The organism is Pseudosporangium ferrugineum (genome assembly GCF_003002065.1).
GTDB lineage: Bacteria > Actinomycetota > Actinomycetes > Mycobacteriales > Micromonosporaceae > Actinoplanes > Actinoplanes ferrugineus_A.
On record NZ_PVZG01000041.1, the window covers coordinates 1 to 17,986 of the forward strand.

At 70.4% G+C, this 17,986-nt stretch carries 13 protein-coding genes and 1 pseudogene; 6 read left to right on the forward strand and 8 right to left on the reverse strand.

Annotated elements, in window-relative coordinates:
* Window positions 1-174: 174 nt before the first annotated feature.
* The 4 genes from CLV70_RS39440 to CLV70_RS37280 form a co-directional block, all read right to left on the reverse strand.
* A complete protein-coding gene (locus CLV70_RS39440; protein WP_146164319.1) occupies window positions 175-1,038 on the reverse strand; it encodes a sigma-70 family RNA polymerase sigma factor in 864 nt (287 codons plus the stop codon).
* 898 nt (window positions 1,039-1,936) lie between these two features.
* Window positions 1,937-3,340 carry a Si-specific NAD(P)(+) transhydrogenase gene (sthA, locus tag CLV70_RS37270; protein WP_106131334.1) on the reverse strand — a complete coding sequence of 468 codons (1,404 nt, stop codon included), beginning with the start codon at window positions 3,338-3,340 and terminating at the stop codon, window positions 1,937-1,939.
* Window positions 3,341-3,374: 34 nt separating this feature from the next.
* Complete coding sequence (locus tag CLV70_RS37275; protein ID WP_146164320.1) at window positions 3,375-3,941, reverse strand: hypothetical protein; 567 nt, start codon at window positions 3,939-3,941, stop codon at window positions 3,375-3,377.
* A gap of 243 nt (window positions 3,942-4,184) precedes the next feature.
* Entirely contained in the window at window positions 4,185-5,732 is a 1,548-nt protein-coding gene (locus CLV70_RS37280; RefSeq protein WP_106131336.1) for a M1 family metallopeptidase, read from the reverse strand.
* A gap of 167 nt (window positions 5,733-5,899) precedes the next feature.
* Between CLV70_RS37280 and CLV70_RS37285 the strand changes: the two genes are divergently transcribed.
* Window positions 5,900-8,146 carry a M4 family metallopeptidase gene (locus tag CLV70_RS37285; protein ID WP_106131337.1) on the forward strand — a complete coding sequence of 749 codons (2,247 nt, stop codon included), beginning with the start codon at window positions 5,900-5,902 and terminating at the stop codon, window positions 8,144-8,146.
* A 51-nt stretch (window positions 8,147-8,197) separates the two neighbouring features.
* On the opposite strand, the gene CLV70_RS37290 is transcribed toward CLV70_RS37285, so the two are convergent.
* A complete protein-coding gene (locus CLV70_RS37290) occupies window positions 8,198-9,058 on the reverse strand; it encodes a hypothetical protein (protein WP_146164321.1) in 861 nt (286 codons plus the stop codon).
* Window positions 9,059-9,085: 27 nt separating this feature from the next.
* The gene (locus CLV70_RS37295) at window positions 9,086-9,634 is read right to left on the reverse strand and encodes a DUF1062 domain-containing protein (protein ID WP_106131339.1); all 549 of its coding nucleotides are present in this window, start codon (window positions 9,632-9,634) and stop codon (window positions 9,086-9,088) included.
* Between the two features lie 685 nt (window positions 9,635-10,319).
* Between CLV70_RS37295 and CLV70_RS42180 the strand changes: the two are divergent.
* From CLV70_RS42180 to CLV70_RS37315, 4 genes and pseudogenes are all read left to right on the forward strand, one after another.
* Window positions 10,320-10,742 (forward strand): annotated as a pseudogene (locus CLV70_RS42180) (AfsR/SARP family transcriptional regulator); the annotation flags it as partial.
* Window positions 10,657-12,615: a BTAD domain-containing putative transcriptional regulator gene (locus CLV70_RS40640; RefSeq protein ID WP_211304043.1), complete on the forward strand. Its 1,959-nt coding sequence runs from the start codon at window positions 10,657-10,659 to the stop codon at window positions 12,613-12,615. The pseudogene CLV70_RS42180 and the gene CLV70_RS40640, both read left to right, overlap by 86 nt.
* Window positions 12,504-13,697, forward strand: coding sequence for a hypothetical protein (locus tag CLV70_RS37310; RefSeq protein ID WP_106131341.1), 1,194 nt, complete (start codon window positions 12,504-12,506; stop codon window positions 13,695-13,697). Before CLV70_RS40640 ends, CLV70_RS37310 begins: the two co-directional genes overlap by 112 nt.
* 12 nt (window positions 13,698-13,709) lie before the next feature.
* Window positions 13,710-14,870, forward strand: a complete 1,161-nt coding sequence (locus tag CLV70_RS37315; protein WP_146164322.1) for a hypothetical protein — start codon at window positions 13,710-13,712, stop codon at window positions 14,868-14,870.
* Between the two features lie 33 nt (window positions 14,871-14,903).
* Here the strand turns inward: CLV70_RS37315 and CLV70_RS37320 are convergent, their stop codons facing one another.
* Window positions 14,904-16,121, reverse strand: a complete 1,218-nt coding sequence (locus CLV70_RS37320) for an FG-GAP repeat domain-containing protein (RefSeq protein WP_106131343.1) — start codon at window positions 16,119-16,121, stop codon at window positions 14,904-14,906.
* A gap of 147 nt (window positions 16,122-16,268) precedes the next feature.
* Between CLV70_RS37320 and CLV70_RS37325 the strand changes: the two genes are divergently transcribed.
* Window positions 16,269-16,733 carry a hypothetical protein gene (locus CLV70_RS37325; RefSeq protein WP_245908768.1) on the forward strand — a complete coding sequence of 155 codons (465 nt, stop codon included), beginning with the start codon at window positions 16,269-16,271 and terminating at the stop codon, window positions 16,731-16,733.
* A 42-nt stretch (window positions 16,734-16,775) separates the two neighbouring features.
* On the opposite strand, the gene chvE is transcribed toward CLV70_RS37325, so the two are convergent.
* A complete protein-coding gene (gene chvE, locus CLV70_RS37330; protein ID WP_106131344.1) occupies window positions 16,776-17,906 on the reverse strand; it encodes a multiple monosaccharide ABC transporter substrate-binding protein in 1,131 nt (376 codons plus the stop codon).
* Window positions 17,907-17,986: the final 80 nt, after the last annotated feature.

Consider the following 17,986-nt stretch of genomic DNA (forward strand, 5'->3'; position numbering starts at 1 on the left):
GGCCCACCACCATGCCCGGACCGCCACACCCATCAACACCGATCGATCAAAGCGGTCCGGCCGAACCAGCAGCCATCACCTGCGAATCATCGAGGCTAGGCTGTCGATGCGCTGTGACCGGAGTGAGACCGGAGTCCTGCAAGGCCCTTCGGAGCATCACGATTGGTTTCGGGATCAATTTAGCCGACCGGCTGCCGGGTCGCCGCGGAGAAGCGTGACTGCGGCGTCAATCGTGGCAAGAATGGCGTCTTCCGCTAGGTCGGTCACTGTCTTGATCTCTGCTAAGGGCAGGCGATCATGGAAATGAAGATAGATGATTTCGCGCCAGTCTTCCGGCATGTCTCGTAGGCGTCGCACCAGTTCGCTCTCGCCTGCCGACTCGGAAGGGGGAATATCGACGGCCTCCTGAAGCAGGAAATCCAGTTCATCGCCGCCGACGTGCACGCATGCGGATCGCGCACGCTGCACCTCGCCGATGAGGCTGGCGCGGAGGTCTGTGTGGGCGGCGACCTCGTCGTCGCTCGGGCGGCGTCCGAGACGGCTGAATAGTACTTCTGCTTCACGTACTGTTTCGCCGTAGTCGCGAATTATCGTGGCTGTGCCGGTGTGTCGGTTGCTGGCAGCTAGGGCGCGGATCAGTCCGTGGATGCTGGTATTGAGATAAGCCAGCATGAGTCCTTTTTGTGGATCGTGACGTCGGATGGTGAGTGCAACCGCCTCTCCCCAGACCTCCTCTGCGTATTCTGGGCGGCGGATCTTCCAAGCGGCGTTGAGGGCCATCCGTCGTGCCTCGGGCACCAGATCGGCTGCGAGAGCGTTTTCTAGAATCTTGCGTTGAGGGTCGGCAGTCGGATGAAGTCGCGCCTTCTCCAAGTTTCGACGAAGTTTGTTGTCCAGCGGAGTGGGGCGAAGAACGGGGAAAACGGCGACCACGGATTCGACGGTGATGGATGCCGGCAGCACACGGCTCAATCGATTGAGGTAATCCAGGTCCGGGATGCGACCGTGCTCTGCCGCGATGACTTCGTCGACGTTCACGCCCAGCTTCGCGGCGAACTGATCCCGAGTGCGCCGTAAGGAAACGCGCAATGCAGATAGGTACTCATGAAGCGGCTTCCGGCGGTAACGGGACGGCTGAGGGCATTCGTCTCGACGGATTCCGAGGAGAGGCGCGATCTCCTGAAAGGCGAGGTCGGCCAAGGGTACCTTGTCCAGCAAGTCGAGAAGAAACCTTCGCGAGGGGCATCTTCGTCCGACGAGGTAGTCGTTGATGGTGGTCGCCGAGTATCCAGTGAGCCGACCGATCTCCGGCGGCGTCATGTCCAGCTCACGGCAAGCCCATATGATGTACCGTTTCGCTGCGCTGCGGCGAGACCGGCCTCGCCCGTCTTTATCGGGCGTCATGGATGTAGGCACAGCGGAAAGTTAGAACGTCCGTTCGGCATGCCAACGTACCATGTGTGCGGCAATCAACGTTCTTCTCGTAAGGGTTCGCGCCGGCAAGGACAACACCGGCAGGTGACTCTCACGATCCGGAGGTAGGGCCCCGGCAAAGTCGTGATGGTGTCCGTCCTGGGCGGTTCGGAGTAGAAGCGCCGGTGTTCGTGGCAGCAAGACGGGCATGACCGTTTCAGAAGATCATCAAGGTTCTCTACGCCACGATGATCGATCCGAAGCCATGCCCGCCCTGCCATCATCGCTGATCTGTTCTCTGTCCAGTGCACCGGTTCTGACCGTGCCCGAAATTGCTGGTGGGCTGCCCGCAGCACTCGCCGATCTGCCAGATCCACGAGCCCGGCGAGGTGTCCGACACCGACTACCGGTCGTGGTGAGCGCCGCAGTCTGCGCCGTGGTGGCCGGCTACCGCTCATACCGGCCGACGCTTCCGGACGGGGGTGACGGGTGGGTGAACCTCCGGTGGCGGGTGCGGGGCGGATCAGCCGTCGATGCGGGTGATGTTGCGGATCTTGTTGGAGGCGTCCAGCGCCGCGACCTTGTACGCCTCCGCCAGCGTCGGGTAGTTGAAGACCGCGTCGACCAGGTAGTCGACCGTGCCGCCGCAGCCCATCACGGCCTGTCCGATGTGCACGATCTCGGTCGCGCCGGTGCCGAAGACGTGGATGCCGAGGAGCTTGCCGTCGCCCGGGGAGACGAGGAGCTTGAGCATGCCGTACGAGTCGCCGACGATCTGGCCCCGGGCGAGTTCCCGGTAGCGGGCGATGCCCACCTCGAACGGGGTGGCGTCGTCGGTCAGCTGGTCCTCGGTCGCCCCGACGAAGCTGATCTCGGGGATCGTGTAGATGCCGATCGGCTGGAGCTGGTGCATGTCGCGGGCCGGTTCGCCGCAGGCGTGGTGCGCCGCGAGCCGCCCCTGCTCCATCGACGTCGAGGCCAGCGCCGGGAAGCCGATGACGTCGCCGACCGCGTAGATGTTCTCCACCGCCGTACGGAAATTGCCGTCGACCTCGATGCGGCCGCGACGGTCCGCGCTGAGCCCGGCCGCCTCCAGGTTGAGGTCGTCGGTCTGGCCCTGGCGCCCGGCGGAATACATGACGGTGTCGGCGACGATCTTCTTGCCGCTCTTGAGGACGCACAGCGCGGCGGTCTGGTGCCGTTCGACCGAGGCGACCTCCTCGCCGAACCGGAACGTCACCGACAGGTCCCGGAGGTGGTACTTGAGCGACTCGATGATCTCCTCGTCGCAGAAGTCGAGCATCTTGTCGCGGCGTTCGACGACGGTCACCTTCGTGCCGAGGGCGGCGAAGAGGGAGGCGTACTCCATGCCGATCACGCCCGCGCCGACCACCACCATGCTGCGCGGCACGGCCTCGAGGTTGATGACGCCGTCCGAGTCGACGATGGTCCGGTCGTCGAAGTCGACGCTGTCCGGGCGGGCCGGCCGGGTGCCGGCGGCAATGATGATCTTGTCGGCGGTGATCTTGTTCTCGCGGCCGTCGCCGGCCTCGACCCAGATGGAGTGCGCGTCCGCGAAGCGGCCGGTGCCGGTGATCATCGACACCCGGTTGCGGGACAGCTGGTTGCGGATGACGTCGGTCTGCCGGCTGATCACATGCTGGGTCCGGGCGGCCAGGTCGGCGACCGTGATCTCTTCCTTGACCCGGTAGCTGCTGCCGTAGAGGTCGCGCTGGCTGAGGCCGGTGAGGTAGAGCACCGCCTCGCGCAAGGTCTTGGACGGGACGGTGCCGGTGTTGATGCACACCCCGCCGATCATGTCGCGGCGATCGACGATGGCGACCCGCTTGCCGAGTTTCGCCGCCGCGATGGCCGCCTTCTGCCCACTGGGCCCCGAGCCCAGGACCACCAGGTCGTAGTCAGTCACAGGGCCCAGCGTCGCAGCTCAGGGCCGATCTCCGCTACCGCGCCTTTTCGCACGATGCCTTGATCGGAAGCTCGGTGTCGGGAAGGTGGCCGGGCGGCCACGGCGTGCCGTACAGCTCGGCGGACATCACCACGGTCATCCAGGGCACCCACGGGCCGCGCAGCATCAGCGGCTGGGCGCCCTGGAAGTAGAGGTTCGCCGACCAGTCGAGCGGGTTCGGCTGGATGAGGATCAGCGAGCGGAAGTCGTACGCCCGCTGCCGGTCGCCCTCGCCCAGCAGCAGCCGCTGGCTGGTGATCGTGGCGGCCTGCCGGCCCTCGCCGCGCCAGCCGCTGCGCGCCGCGGTGCCGCTGCCGGTGAAGAAGAGCCCGCCGCTGGCGAAGATGCTGCTCGAGTAGTCGACGTCGGCGGAGTGGTACGCCAGCACGTCGACGAGGAAGGCGCCGTACTGCTCCTCGTCGGCACCGAGGGCGACGGTGGGTCGGACGGGCGCGGGATGACCACCGCGCTGGACCAGCCGCGCGAGCAGCGACATCGAGCGCCACCCGGCATCGGCCTGGTCCCTGGTCAGGGTCCAGGTGGAAGACGAATCGGGTATCACGTCACTGAGCGTGACACGGGCGAACAAGCGCCGACCACTGGTTTCGCCCGCACGTGCGCCGAATTGCCCGGAGCGGGAGGGGCGGCTGCCCGAAAGTCCGGTGTGCACCCCCCAGGTGAGGGCTCGTCGTATCGTCCCTTCTGTCCGCCGGGACACGCGGAAATGAAGGGCCGGACAGGGCCGGCAACGAAAAGGCGCTGAACGATCTGGAGAATGGCGAACCGGGCACCTTCCGCCGGCTCGTCACCGCCAATTGCCCGGCCGCGGGCGCGAGTTGAGGACGCCGGCCTTCGCCGCCGCCGGGGGTTCCACGGTCCAGTCCGGGTGCCCCGGCATCGGCGGCGTGCTCGTGCCGTAGAGCCACGCGTTCAGGAATCCTCGCAGATCCCGTCCCGAGACCCTCGACGCGAGGGCGATGAAGTCCTGGGTCGAGGCGGACCTGCCGCGGTACTCCGCCACCCACGTCCGCTCCAGCGCCTGGAACCGCGGGGCACCGATCTTCTGGCGGAGCGCGTAGAGGACGAGCGCGCCGCCGTCGTACACGTTCGGGTTGAAGACGTCCCAGATGGAATCCGAGCCGGCCGGGCGGGCCACCGGGCCGTAGTCCCGGCGGAACTCGTCGCCGCGGGCGTAGACCGACCTGAAGTACGCGTCCAGCGTCGCCGCGCCGGTGTACTTCTTCAGGTCGCCGGTGGCGTCGGCGTACAGCAGCTCGTACCAGGTCGCGTGCCCCTCGTTCTGCCAGACGTCGCTCCACGAGCGCGGCGCGACGCTGTCGCCGAACCACTGGTGTGCCAGCTCGTGCGTCATGATCGGATTGAGGAAGTACGTCGGCGCGCCGAACAGGCCGGTGTCGTACAGGGACAGGGTCTGGGTCTCGAGCGCGAAGCCGAGGTTGGCGTCGATGACCAGCGAGCCGTAGTTCTCGAACGGGTACGGCCCGACCTTGCCGACCATCCACTCCAGCTGCGACCGCTCGACGTCCGCCTTCGGCAGCAGGGTCTTCGCCAGGCGGCGGGGGACCACGTCGCGGACGGGCACGCCGGCCGCCGCGGGCCGGGTCTGCACCACGAAGTCGCCGACCACGGCCTGGATCAGCTCGCTCGCCATCGGCCTCGACTCGCGGTAGACCGAGGAGACGTAGCCGTCGCGGGTACGGTCGCCGAGGTGCCGGCCGTTGGCGATCGCGGCCCAGCCGGCCGGGGCGGTCAGGGTGATCGTGTACGTCGCCATGTCGCGCGGGTGGTCGTTGCTGGGGAAGAACTGGTGTGACTGGTCGGGCTGGCCGGCCATGATCGTGCCGTCCGGCGTGCTGACGAAGCCGGCCGGGGCGTCGGCGTTCGCGGGGATCGGCGTCGCGGTGAAGCCGCTGACCGTGACCCGGAACGGCTTGCCCTTGGCGAGATAGTGCCGCGGCGTGATGACGAGCTCGTCGCCGGAGCGGGTGTACGTCGCCGGGCGCCCGTTCACCGTGACCTTGCCGGCCGAGTCGCCGCCGAAGTCCAGATCGAAGCGGGACAGGTTCTGCGTCGCGACGGCGGTGATGGTCACCTCGCCCGTGACGGTCTGTTTCGGGTCCTTCTTCGGATACCGCACGCGCAGGTCGTAATTCTTGACGTCGTAGCCGCCGTTGCCGAGGAGCGGGTACAGCCGGTCGCCGAGGCCGGCCGATCCGGGGCTCGGCGGTGCGCCGCCGGCGTACGCGGGCGAGACGCCGCCGACCGCCGTGACCAGCACCGCGGCGCCGGTTGCGAGGAGTGCGGAGAGCCGGTTGCCGCCGAACGTCGTCATGACCGTCGACGTTACGCCGCCGTCGCCGCGCGTGCCCGGTGATTTACCAACATCAATGTCGGACATGTAAATTTCTCACCTAACGGCTGTTCAACTTTCAAATACTCCGTCAGGATATCGAGATCAATGGATGCCTCCGGGCGTCCTGGGATCAGGGAGGAACGCCGTTGAGATCAGCCCTCGCACTGGCCGGCATCACCCTGCTGGCCGGTAGCGGCCTGGCAGTCACCGCCACAAGTGTGTCCGCCGCGCCACCGCCCGCACCGTCCGCCTCGCTGCTGGCGGACGCCGGCTCAGCCCTCAAGGAACACGCCGCGGCCGTCAAGGGCGCGCCACAGGACCGGTACGCCGTCTACAGCAGCAAGAAGGACGCCAAGGGCAACGGGGTGGTGCGCTACACGCGTACCCACCAGGGCCTGCGCGTCTATGGCGGCGACCTCGTCATCCGGCTCGAGCCCGACGGCGACTACGCCGGCAGCTCGGTCGGGCTGGCGGCGCCGCTGACCCTGAGCACCACGCCGAAGGTTCGCGCCGCCAAGGCCCGTACGGCCGCGAAGGGCGCCTTCTCCGGGAAGATCACCTCGGTCGGCGAGCCGGAACTGTTCATCGACGCCGGCGCCGGCACCCCCGCCCTGGCCTGGGAGACGGTCGTCCACGGATGGGCGAAGGACGGCCAGACCCCGTCCCGGCTGCACGTCATCACCGACGCGACGTCCAACAAGGTGCGCGGCTCGTTCGACGAGATCGAAACCGTCGAGGGCACCGGCAACAGCATCTATTCCGGCGCGGTGAGCGTGGACACCACCCAGACCGCCACGGGCTTCACGCTGGTCGACCCGGACCGGGGCAACGGCCGCACGTGTGACCTCAACAACGGCACCTCCACCTGCACGACCTTCAGCGACGCCGACAACGTCTGGGGCACCGGGGCGAACTCCGACCGCGCCTCGGCCGCCGTCGACGCCCACTTCGGCGCGGCCACGACGTTCGACTACTTCAAGAACGTCCACAACCGCAACGGCATCTTCGGCAACGGCGCCGGCGTCCCGTCCCGCGTCCACTACGGCAACTCGTACGTGAACGCCTTCTGGGACGGCGCCCAGATGACCTACGGCGACGGCGACCGCAACAACAAGCCCCTGGTGGCCCTGGACGTGGCCGGCCACGAGATGTCCCACGGCGTCACCGAGAACGTGGTGCCGGGCGGCCTCACCTACTCCGGCGAGTCCGGCGGCCTGAACGAGGCCACCAGCGACATCTTCGGCAGCATGGTCGAGTTCTACGCGAACACCACCAACGACCCCGGCGACTACGACATCGGCGAGAAGATCGACATCCGGGGCACCGGCGCGCCCCTGCGCTTCATGTACAACCCGTCCCTCGACGGCTCGTCGCACTCCTGCTGGTCGACCAGCACCAACAGCGTCGACGTGCACTACTCGTCCGGCGTGGCCAACCACTTCTTCTTCAACCTCGCCGAGGGCACCGGCGCCACCGCGTACGGCACCTCGCCGATCTGCGGCTCGGCGGAGCCGGTGGTCGGCATCGGCCGCGAGAAGGCGGAGAACATCTGGTTCCGCGCGCTGGACACGTACTTCGTCTCCAACACGCGTTACGTCAACACGTCCACCCCGTCGAACACCGCCCGGGCCTACACCCTCTCCGCGGCGGCGGACCTCTACGGCCTCTGCGGTACGGAGTACAAGACGGTCCAGGCCGCCTGGACGGCCGTCAACGTGGCCGGTTCCGACTACTGCCCGACCGGCGACGACTTCTCCATCGCCGCCTCCCCCACCACGCTCCCCGTCGTTCCCGGTGACACCGTGACCACCAACCTCACGACCACGGTCACCAACGGTACGGCGGAGACGATCGTCCTCACCGCCACCGGCGCGCCGGCGGGCACCACGGTCACCTTCACCCCGCCGTCGATCACGGCCGGGGAGTCGGCGACCGTCTCCATCGCCACCCCGGAGACGCTGAGCACCGGCACGTACCCGATCACGCTGACCGGAACGTCGCCGTCGGTGGCCCACTCGACGACCGTCACGCTGGGCGTCCACAGCGCCGAGGGCTGCTGGGGAACCAACGACACCGACGTCGCCATCCCCGACAACACGACCGTGACCAGCAGGATCGACCTCACCGGCTGCACGGCCACGCCGTCGGCCACCAGCGCGGTCGAGGTGCACATCGTCCACACGTACATCGGTGACCTGGTGGTGAGCCTGGTCGCGCCGGACGGCACCGCGTACACGCTGCAGAGCCGCAGCGGTGGCAGCACGGACAACATCGACCGCACCTACACGGTGAACCTCGCGGGCGAGTCGGCGGACGGAATCTGGACCCTGCGTGTCCAGGACGCCGCGTCGATCGACACGGGCTTCATCAACAGCTGGACCCTGAACCTCTGATCGGCTGAGGGAGGGGGTGGCCGCCGGCCGGCGGCCACCCCCTCCTGCGGTTCAGGCCGGGGGCAGGCCGCAGTTGCGACGGAGCATGGTGTCCAGGGCTCTGCGGTCGTCGGCGTCGACCGGGATCGTGGTGGTCAGGGGCTCGGCGGCGCCGAGGGAGACCCGGACCGGGAACTCGAACGGCTTCTTGATCTCGGCGAAGGCGTGCAGGTCGCAGCGCTGGGGCTGGGCGGTGAAGCGGACCTCGGCGTGCGGGGCGGCCGCGGTGACGGTCGCGAGCGGGGTGGCGCCGGCGAAGGCGAAGCGGTACATGATGTTGCCGTCGACTTCGCGGATCCGGACGTCGGTGGTCGCCGCGGCGGTGCGGTCTATCAGGATGCTTCCGCGTACGCCGTCCCTGCCCAGATCCGTCCACGGGCCGAAGCGCAAGGTCACGCTCTGCTGGACCCGCCGGGTGGCGCAGTCGATGGCGAGGAGCCTGTCGAGCAGCGGGTTCGGGTCGGGGAGCGGGACGGTGATCCGCTGCCACTTCGTCGCGCCCTCGGGCCGGGCCACCACCACGACGTGCGACGCGGCGGCGGCCGGTATGCAGGCACCGGCGCCGAACTTGACCGGGATGTCGACCCGGAGCGTCGAGGCGGGCAGCAGGGTGTTCGTGTCGGCGCCGCTCTCACCCTCGAAGGAGGGCAGGACCGGATCGACCCGGGACACCCATACGGGTACGCCGGTGTCGTTGTGCAGCGCCACCGCGAGTTCCCGGTTGACCTCGTTGTTGCGCCACTGCTCGGCGGTGGCGTGCAGGCGTACGGAAGGGCCGTCCGGCTCGTCCCCGGCGCAGGCCGCGACGCCGGCGACGAGCAGGGCGCACGCCCCCGCGATCAGCAGCGGCCGCCGCCGCAACCGCATGGTCACGCCGCCACTATAGGCGTGGCGAAACGGTCAAGGGCCGGCGATGACGTGGAGGGTGAAGTCTTCGCGGGCTTTCGCGGTGAGCGGCAGGGGCAGGCGGATGCGGCCCGATTCCACCGTTCTTCTCGTGACGGAACGGCTCAGGCCGAGGCCCGCCATGAGGAGCCTCTCCACCCGGATGGGCGCCGGGAGTTCGTACCTGACGAAGACCTCGAGGGCCGCGAAATCGTAGAACGGCAGGTCCGTTTCCAGTTCCCAGGTGCCGCGCCAATCCCGCGGATGCGTGATCCGGTGGGTCAGGTGCCGCACCAGCGCCGGGTTGTTGTTCTCGAACTCCCGGAGCCGGTCGCCGGGCAGATCGCGTACGGGAATGCGCTCGTGGATCGGGATTTTCGAGGTACGGCCGCAGCTGTCGCAGCCGATCAGCATCCAGACGTCGAGAAGCTTGTGGTTCGCATTCACCCGGAATTTCCCGGTCGGGTGGTGGCGGGTGGATCCGCAGGACAGGCAGGCCTTGAGGAGGGCGGGCAGGGCGAGTTCCCGGACGACCCACAGCGCTTTGCGGTCGATGTCGTTCATGGGCGTGGTGAATCCAGACTTCAGCAGGATCAGCAGCGAGGCCGGCCGCGGCCGGTGTGATGTCGGGACACGGCGGAACCGACGGGGAGCGACTCGAACCCGTCTTCCTGCCGTGCGTGCGCCGATCGGCTACCGATCCATGAGCGTCATGGTGTGCAAGCCGCGGACGGCGGGCAACGGGTTTTTGCGAAAATCGGTGTCCGGGGGCCGGAACGCGGTGATAGACAGCCGGAATGGCAAAGACCGTCGCGTTCTCGGCTCCCCGGCCGCTGCCGGACGAGGTCGCCCAGTTCCTGTCGGCGTGCTGCGCGACGAGCGCCTGGCCGCACCAGCCCGCGGACGCCGCGTTTCACGCCGCCGAGGGCGGTTCGTGGCGGCTCTGTGCCTGCGTACGCACGTCGGTCGCGCGCAGGCCGAAGCGGGAATGGCCGGGCCGGGGATTCCGGGGCGCACGCCGCCGGCGTCGATTCGACGAACCGTTCCGGGGACGTGCGGCGCGTCATCGCCCGCCGCCGGCGATCGCGGCGTCGCGGCGGGGATTCCGCCGCCGTTAAGCGCCTCGCCGACGCCTTGTAAGTCCTATGAGGACATGGCCCGCGGAGCCTGTCCGGTCGGCGACTGAAGGTCTGACTTTCAACTACTGGCCGGTAGTTTCCCGATCACGAACCGGGGGAGGCGGGCCGCAATGCAGATCAGGCTTCTCGGCCCGGTCGACGTCACCGTCGAGGGTTCCGCCCGGCCGGTGAACGGGCTGCGCCGCAAGGCGGTCCTCGCCGTGCTCGCCCTGCAGCGCGGCGAGGTGGTCAGCACCGACCGGTTGTTGCACGTCGTCTGGGGCGACAGCTCGGCGTCCACGGCGCTCAACACCCTGCAGAGCAACGTCTCCCACCTGCGCCAGGTGCTCGGCAGCAAGCAGGCGATCGTCGCCCGGCCGCCCGGCTATGTGCTGGATCTCCCGGCCGGCGCCAGCGACGTCGAGGCCGCCGAGCACCTCATCCGGCAGGGCACCGGCTCGGCCGGCCATGCGGACCGGGTCCGCCACCTGCGGGCCGCCCTCGGGCTGTGGCGGGGCCGTCCGCTGGTGGACGTCCCCGGCCTGCCCTGGCTCGACGAGCAGGCCGACCGGCTCGACCGGCTCCGGCTGCGCGCCACCCTGGCCCTGCTGGAGCCGCCTCGCGCTCGGCGAGCACGCCGGCCTCGTCCCGGACCTCGAGCAGCTCACCCGCGACCACCCGCTCGACGAACAGATCCACGGGCTGCTGATCCTGTCGCTCTACCGGTCCGGCCGCCAGGCGGACGCGCTCGCCGCGTACCGGAGGATGCGCCGCACCCTCGGCGACGAGCTCGGGATCGACCCGGGCCAGGCGCTGCGGGACCTCGAATCCGCGATCCTGCGCCAGGACCCGGCCCTGGACGTCTCGCCCGCCGCTGCGGTGCGCCGGCCGGGGCCCGAGAGCCCGGCGGCCGTCGGCGCCCTGCGGTTGGGCGGCCCGTCCGTGGTGGGACGCCGGGACGAGATGGCGGTCCTGCACGGCCTCGTCCTGGACGCGGCGCGGGGGGCCGGCGGTGCCGTCTTCCTGATCGGCGAGGCGGGGCTGGGCAAGACCCGGCTCGCCGGCGAGGTGGCCCGGCTGGCCTCCGGCGCGGGGCTGCGGGTGCTGCGCGGGCGCGCCGCCTCGCCCCCGGTGCAGTTCCGGCCGTTGAGCGAGGCGCTGCTGTCGGTGCTGCGCAAGTCCGGGCCGCCCGAGGCCCCGGAGCTGGTGGCGTACCGGCCGGCGCTGTCCCGGCTCGTCCCCGAATGGCGGCGGGAGCAGTCGCCGGATGCCGACGAATCGCTGGTGGTGCTGGCCGAGGCGGTGCTCCGGCTGATCGTCCGGGTCGGCGGGCAGGCGGGGGCGCTGCTGGTGCTGGAGGACCTGCACGAGGCGGACGCGGACACCCTCGCGGTGATCGACTACCTGCTCGACAACGCCGGCCAGGAGCCGCTGCTCGTGCTCGGAACGCTGCGCCCGGATCCCGGCGACGCGCTGAAGCTGGCCCGTACGGCCCAGCACCGGCGGGCGGCGAGCGTGCTCGAACTGGACCGGCTGGCCGGCGACGCCGTCCGGGAGATGGCCGCCGGCTGCCTGGACGTTCCCGCCGAGCAGGTGCCCGAGCCGGTGTACGAGCGCCTGCTGAACACCTCCGACGGCATCCCCCTGCACATCGAGGAACTGCTGGCCGGGATGGTCAGCGATCGGGCGCTGGTGCGTACCGGGCCGGGATGGACGGTCGCCGGGCGGCTGCCCGCGGGGGTGCCGGTCACGCTGGCGGCGACGCTGGTGGGGCGGGCGGATCGGCTCAGTCCGCGTACCCGGGCATTTCTGCAGGTCGCCGCCCCGCTGGGGCGGGACTTCCCGGCCGCGGCCGCCGGCGCCGCCGCCGAACTGGACGACGGGGAGCTGCTGTCCTGCCTGCGGGAAGCGGTGGAGGCGCACCTGCTGGTCGCGGACGGTGACCTCGGCGGGTTCTCGTTCCGGCACGCCCTGACCGCCGAGGCGCTGCGGGACCAGCTGCTGCCGATCGAGCGGGCCGCGCTGTCGCGCCGGGCCGCGGAGGCGATCGAGGCCCACGGCGCGGAGCGTCTCGCCGCGGAGCTGTGGGCGTCGGCCGGCGAAGCGCGCCGGGCCGCGGAGCTCTTCGCCGTCGCCGCCGGCCGGGCCGCCGCTCAGGGCGCGATCTCCACCCAGATCTCGCTGCTGGAACGGGCGATGTCGCTGGCCGAGCCGCCCGCCGAGGTGATCGAGGCGCTGATCGACGGTACGCCGACGCGGGCCGCATCGACGACGCGTACGCGCTCGGCGCCCGCCCGCACCACCACACCGCGGAAGTGCACCTGCGGCTGGCCGGGGTCGCGGCCGCCGCCGGGCACTGGAAGCAGGGCATCCGCGAGCTGTCCCACGCCCGGCGGCTGCTCGGCGCCGACGACGACGTCGCGATGAGCGCGCGCATCGACGTCATCGCCGCGCGGCTCGCGTTCGGCAACCCCAGCAAGGGACGCCGGGTGGCCGCCGAGCGGCTGGCCGGTCGGGCGCTGCGGGCGGCGCGGACGGCGGGCCGGCCGGACGTCGCCTGCGCCGCGCTGGAGGTGCTCGGGCGCTGCGCCAGACTCCGCGACCTGGCCGAGGCCGACTCCCTGTACGAGCGCGGGCTGGCCCTCGCCGAGGCGAACAACCTGGTCAGCCGGCGCATCGGCCTGCTCTACCACCTGGGGGCCCACGACGGCATCCGCGCCGCCGAGGGCGCCCGGCTGCGTCAGGCGCTGGAGATCGCCGAGCGGGCCGGCGCGGTCGTGACCGCCCTCAACATCGAGCTCGAGCTGGCCGTCGTCCAGATCTGCCGCGGCGAGTACGAGGCGGCCCGGGTCGCCACCGCACGCTGCGAGGAGACGGCCGGGCGGCTCCGGCTGACCCACACCCGGCTCATCGCCCTCGGCGAGCGCATCATGGTCGCCGCCCACGAGGGCCGGGCGTCCGAGGTGGACACGCTGCTGAACCGGTTCCGGGACCTCGGCGGCGAGGACGACGATTTCGCCACCGCGGTGCACGGCTTCGGGCTGGCCCTGCTGCACCTGCTGCGCGAGGACCGCGGCAGCGCCCTGGCGGAACTCGGCCGGGCCGCCGAGCACGAGGCGACCCGGCCCGCGTCGTACGTGTCGTTCGTCTCCGGGCCCGCCCTGCTCCTGTCCGTCCTCGCCGGGGAGGCCGGGCGGGCGCAGTGCACGGCCATGGCCCGGTCGGCCCAGGTGCAGGCCGGGTGGAACCACCAGTTCCTGCACCTGGCCCGCGCCGTACTGGAGGGCCGGGACGGCCGGCGCGCCGCGGCCGGGACAGCCGTCGCGCGGTTCCTGCGGTTGTCGGAGCCGTACCCGCTCGCGCGTCACCTCGGTCTGCGCCTCGCGGCACCGGAGGCCGTGGCGAACGGGTGGGGCGAGCCGGCCGCCTGGCTGCGCGGCGCCGAGACGTACTTCCGGGCCACGGCACCGCTCGTGGCACGCGCCTGCCGGCAGATTCTCGCCACGTGAAAGGACGCTTCTGTGCGTACCCGAATTGTCAGTGTTCTTGCCGCGACAACCGTCGCCGCGCTCCTGCCCGCGCTGCCCGCGAACGCCGCGCTGGGCCCTAAATGGTCGCCGGGCCCGGACATGCCGCCGCTGAACGGCGCGGCCGGATCCGAATGGCGGGACGTCACCGCCACCTCGCCGACCGACGTCTGGGCGGTCGGCGTCTGGCGCAACGCCGGGGCGAACGCCCTCACCGCGCATTTCGACGGCGAGAACTGGAAGCCGGTGGCCACGCCCGTGCCGCCCGCCTCCCGCCGGTACGAGCTGACCGGGGTGGACGCCGTGTCGCCCACCGACGTCTGGGCGGTCGGCACCTCCGCCGGCAGCACGCAGTCGGCGCTGCTCATGCGCTTCACCGGGGTCTGGGGCGCACCGGCCGTCGTGCAGGGGCTCCCGGCCGGCGAGAGCGCCCTGACCGACGTGGACATGCTTTCCTCGGCGCAGGGCTGGGCGGTCGGCCGCACGGTGGCGTCCGGCGGGACCGCGAAGGCCCTGATCGTACGGTGGAACGCCGGTCAATGGTCGGCGGCAGCCCTGCCGCAGGACGACTCCACCAGCACCGAGCTGAACGCGGTGTACACGCGATCCACCACCGACGCGTGGGCGGTCGGCACCCGGACCGGTGCCGACGGCGCCCAGGACAGCCTGGTGCTGCACTGGGACGGGACGAGCTGGCGGCGGGTCACGGTGCCGGACACCGGCGGACCCGGCGAGTCGCAGAACCTGCAAGCCGTGGCCGCCCTCACCGCCGGTGACGTGTGGGCCGTGGGCGAGACGTGCGTGGAGGAGGACTGCCGGCCCCTCGCCCTGCATCTGACCGGGCAGGAATGGACGGCGGTCCCGACGGCCGGCGGCGGATCGGAGCTGACCGCGGTCCTGCCGCTCGCCGCGGACGACGTGTGGATCGTGGGCTACGGCGGCGACCACCCGAGCATCGAGTTCGACTATGCGGAGCACTGGGACGGTCGGAAGTTCACGACCGACGTCATCGAGGAGCCGCCCGCCGGCATCGTGGGCGAGCCGGCCTCCGCGCTCGAAGGGGCGACGATCGTGCCGGGCACCGGAACCATCTGGGCGGTGGGCTGGGCGGAAGACCCGATCGAGGGGGTCACCCACGCCATCCACCGCGGCTGACCCGGCGGTGGACGGCGTGGGCGGAGTCGTGCGTCAGGGGGTGGTGACCGCGGTGTAGACCCCGGCGTTGCCGAAGCCGACCATGTCGGCCCGGCCGTCGCCGGTGATGTCGGCCGCCACCCGCACGTGCCGGTCGGTGGTCCAGCCCTGGTCGGAACCCAGATCGGCGACCAGCAGCTGGATCGGGGAGAACGTGCCGCTCCCGGTGGCCAGCGCGATCCAGACACCCTGGATGCCGAAGCCCACGATGTCCGCCCGGCCGTCCGCGTTCAGGTCGACGACGTCCCGCGGCCGGCCGCCCGAGCCGGAGCCGGCGCCGAAGTCACCGATGGCCGGGATGAAATCGTTGAAGTTGCCGCCGCCCGTGGAGACCGCGGTGTAGGAGGTGGCCTCGGTCTGGCCGAACGCGACGATGTCGGCCCGGCCGTCGCCCGTGACGTCGGCGAACCTGTCCATCAGCTGCGGAGAACTGGTGGTGTCCGCCTGCGCGCGGTGCGACAACGGGTAGGTGTTGGTCGGCCCCGGGCTGGTCGAGACGATGTGGATGGGACCGCTCACCGAGAACGCCAGGAACTCGGCGCGCCCGTCGCCGGTCACGTCCGCCACCTTCGGGGTGTCGTACCGGGTCGGGAAGGTGAACTCCGTGGTGGCGAGGATCGGCGTGGCGAAGGGCCCGCCGACGAACGCCGTCGCGATGTCGACCCGGCCGCTGCGCACCCGGTACAGGTCGGCGCGCCCGTCCCCGCTGACGTCGGCGAGGAAGTAGCGGGAGCTGCCGTCGGCCACGAACCCGTTGTTCACCGGCTGCGGGGCGCTGAAGCCGCCGTTGCCCTGCGCGATGGCGACGAGGACGGTCGATCCGCCGACGCCGACGATGTCGGCGCGCCCGTCCCCGGTGATGTCGGCGACGAACCGCGGATGCTGGTTGACCCGCCAGCCCTGGTTGAACCCGTACTCGCCGATCACGAACGTGGCCGGCCCGAACGTGCCGTCGCCCCGGGACACGGCCGTGTAGACCCCGGCATCGCCGAAGCCGACGATGTCGGCCCGCCGGTCCACGGTGACGTCGGCCATCACCCGCAGATGCCGGTCGACCCGCCACGCCTGGTCGAAACCGAAATCGCCGAGCACGAACCGGTTGCCGCCACTGCCGACCGCCGCGGCGGGCGTGGCCGCGGCGACAACCGCCCCCAACCCGACGGCGATCCCGAGCATGGCGTGCAGGGTGCGGCGCCTGTGCTGCTTGAGCATGGTCTGCCTTTCATCGAGCTTGCGTTGACGAAAGCCAGCCTGGCCGGGACCACTGCAACCGCCCTGACACCTCGGCGTCAGCGCCGCAGCAGCGATCCGGGCGGTGGCAGACTCGGGTATGTGCTGCCCGTTCCTCGTCTGTGTGAAGTGCGGTTCGACGTTCGTCCGTGGGACGGCTCGCCGGGCGCCGCGCGTGAGCTGGTGCCGCTCGTCGACGGGGTCAGCCTGGTGGAACTCGTCGCGGGCTTCGAGCGGGCCGCCGGGTTCGATGTTCCCGGGGCGTACGCCGGGCTCGTCCTGGAACACTCCCGCTTCGGCGAGCTGACCGGCTATCTGGCGGGCGCTCCGGAGTCGTCGTACCGGGCCGGGCAGGGTGGGATCGCGCTGCTCGGGTGCGACTGCGGGGAGGTCGGCTGCTGGCCGCTCCAGGCTCGCGTCGTCGTCGACAGCGCGCACGTCACGTGGCTCGGGTTCGCGCAGCCGTTCCGGCCGCGCCGGGACTACAGCGGCTTCGGCCCGTTCGTGTTCCGGCGTGAGCAGTACGAGCGTGCGGCGCGGGAGGCCGCCGGGCATGGGCCCGATACCGGCCCGCCTGCCCTTGCTCGGGCGTGAACAGGCGGGCCGGTCTCGGGGTGGGGGGTGGAAAGGTCCGGGTTACTGCAACTGGGACTTCTTGTAGAAGCCGCTGTCGATCAGGGCCTTCTCGTAGTTCGTCTTGTTCACGATCGTGGTGTTGAGCAGCGTCGAGGGCACGACCTTCACGCCGTTGTCGTAGTCCTTGTCGTTGTTCGTCGCCGGCTTCTGGCCCTTGAGGACGGCGTCGGCCATCTGCGCACTGGTCTTGGCCAGCTCGCGGTAGTCCTTGAAGATCGTCGAGTACTGCTCGCCGGCGATGATCGACTTCACCGACGCCGCCTCCGCGTCCTGGCCGGTGACGACCGGGTAGGGCTGGGCGGGCGTACCGTATCCGTTGCTCTTCAGCGCGGAGATGATGCCGATCGAGAGGCCGTCGTACGGCGAGAGCACGCCGTCCACCTTCAGGCCCGAGCGGTACGTCGAGGTCAGCAGGTTCTCCATCCGGTCCTGGGCGACGGCCGGCTTCCACCGCAGGATCGCGATCTTCTTGAAGTCCCTCTGATTGCTGGGCACCTTCAGCGTGCCGTTGTCCAGGTATGGCTTCAGCACCGACATCGCGCCGTTGAAGAAGAACGTCGCGTTGTTGTCGTCCGCCGAACCGGCGAACAGCTCGACGTTGAACGGGCCCTTCGCGGGGCCCTTGGACCCGTCGGCGTTGAGCAGCTTGAGGCCGGTGAGCAACGACGTCGCCTGCTGCACGCCCACCTTGTAGTTGTCGAAGGTGGCGTAGTAGTCCACGTTCGGCGAGTTACGGATCAGCCGGTCGTACGAGATCACCGGGATCTTGTTGTCGGCGGCGCTCTGCAGCTGGGTGGTGAGCGCGGTGCCGTCGATGGACGCGACGATCAGCAGCTTGGCGCCCCGGGTGATCTGGTTGTCCAGCTGGTTGACCTGGGTGGGGATGTCGTCCTCGGCGAACTGGAGGTCGACCTTGTAGCCGAGCGCCTCCAGCTCCTTCTTGACGTTCTCGCCGTCGCCGTTCCAGCGCTCCGAGGACCGCGTGGGCATGGTGACGCCGATGAGCGCACCGGCGTTGCTGGTGCCGCCGGACGCCTGCTTGTCCGCGGTTTTCTCGCTGGAACCGCAGGCGGCCGGCGAGAGGGCGAGGACGACGGCCGACGCCGCCGCCACGATGCGGGTGGATCGCATGCACAACTCCTCGAAGCTTGACGGCGGGATGGTGCCGACCGTACGAAGCCGGGCGATGTTCGTGTTCGGAGCCCGCCGCT

Coding starts and splice junctions, on each gene's coding strand:
- CLV70_RS37280 (WP_106131336.1), bottom strand. CDS start 5,732: ATGACGACGTTCGGCGGCAACCGGCTCTCCGCACTCCTCGCAACCGGC.
- CLV70_RS37295 (WP_106131339.1), bottom strand. CDS start 9,634: ATGAACGACATCGACCGCAAAGCGCTGTGGGTCGTCCGGGAACTCGCC.
- CLV70_RS40640 (WP_211304043.1), top strand. CDS start 10,657: ATGCGGACCGGGTCCGCCACCTGCGGGCCGCCCTCGGGCTGTGGCGGG.
- CLV70_RS37320 (WP_106131343.1), bottom strand. CDS start 16,121: ATGCTCAAGCAGCACAGGCGCCGCACCCTGCACGCCATGCTCGGGATC.
- chvE (WP_106131344.1), bottom strand. CDS start 17,906: ATGCGATCCACCCGCATCGTGGCGGCGGCGTCGGCCGTCGTCCTCGCC.